The sequence below is a fragment of the Methylosinus sp. Ce-a6 genome (genome assembly GCF_009811655.1).
Taxonomy (GTDB): domain Bacteria; phylum Pseudomonadota; class Alphaproteobacteria; order Rhizobiales; family Beijerinckiaceae; genus Methylosinus.
Map to the genome: position 1 here is coordinate 1 of NZ_BGJX01000086.1, position 1,200 is coordinate 1,200.

The following is a 1,200-nucleotide window of genomic DNA, read 5'->3' on the forward strand; positions in this document are numbered from 1 at the left end:
CCTCATCCTGATGGGTGGACGGCCCCCGACGGCATCATTGTGCCAAGCTGGCCGGTGATGATTCGAACCAGGCTGGGAGGGCCGCCCGTTATGAAATCTATCACGATCGGATTGGATATAGCGAAGAACGTTTTCCAGCTTTACGGGGTCGACGCCTCGGGAAAGCGTGTGCTTTCGGCGCGACTGCGGCGGGACAAGGTGGAAAAATACTTCGCCGCGCTGCCGCCCTGCGTGGTCGCCATGGAGGCCTGCGGCTCGGCGCATCATTGGGCGCGGACCATCGGCGCGCCCGGTCATGAGACGCGCCTCGTTCCCGCCGCCTATGTGAAGCCCTTCGTGAAGCGCAACAAGACCGACGCGCGCGACGCCGAGGCGATCTGCGAAGCGGCGCTGCGGCCGAGCATGCGCTTCGTCGCGGTCAAGAGCGTCGAGCAGCAGAGCGCGCGGGCGTTGCAGCGGGCGCGCGATCTGTTGGTGCGCCAGCGCACGCAGCTCGGCAATTGCCTGCGCGGGCTGCTGGCGGAGATGGGAGTGGTGGCGGCGCAGGGCGCGGCCGGGCTCGCCGAATTGGCTTTGCTCGTCGAGGACGGAAAAGACCCGCGGGTTCCCGCCTCGCTCTATGCGACGCTCGCGACGCTGGCGCGGCAATGGAGCGCGCTCGAGCAGGAGGCGCGGGCGCTGGAAAAGCGCATCGTGGCGTCGGCGCGCGCCGACGAGAAGATGCGTCTGCTGATGACGATCCCGGGCGTCGGGCCGCTGACCGCGCAGGCGGTGATCGCGGCGATCGGCGACGGGCGGCAGTTCCGCACGGCGCGCGACTTCGCCGCCTGGGTGGGGCTGACGCCGCGCCAATATGCATCGGGCGAGAAGAGCCGTTCGGGCCGGATCAGCCGTGCGGGCGATTCGGGGCTGAGGCGGCTGCTGACCTTGGGCGCGAGCGCGCATCTGCGACAGGCGCGGGCCAAGCCCGAGCGCATGGGGCCATGGCTCTCCGGCGTTCTCGCCCGCCGGCCGACGCGCGTGGCCGTCGTCGCGCAAGCCGCCAAGACGGCGCGCATTATCTTTGCGATGCTGACGAGCGGAGAGAGCTTTCGGGCGCGGCCGGCGACGGCCTGAGCGCCCGTAAGGAGGCGTAAGGAGCAAGAAAGGCGAAACGGCAAAATGGTCGGGAACCTCGGACGGAACATTCCGATGCCTCAG

At 68.9% G+C, this 1,200-nt stretch carries 1 protein-coding gene; it reads left to right on the forward strand.

Going from position 1 to position 1,200, the window contains the following annotated elements; genetic code table 11:
- Positions 1 to 90: 90 nt before the first annotated feature.
- Positions 91 to 1,116: an IS110 family transposase gene (locus tag Mspo_RS19415; protein ID WP_159732937.1), complete on the forward strand. Its 1,026-nt coding sequence runs from the start codon at positions 91 to 93 to the stop codon at positions 1,114 to 1,116.
- Positions 1,117 to 1,200: the final 84 nt, after the last annotated feature.

Excerpts from the sequence above, each read along its gene's own strand:
- Mspo_RS19415 (WP_159732937.1), top strand. The coding sequence starts at position 91 with ATGAAATCTATCACGATCGGATTGGATATAGCGAAGAACGTTTTCCAG.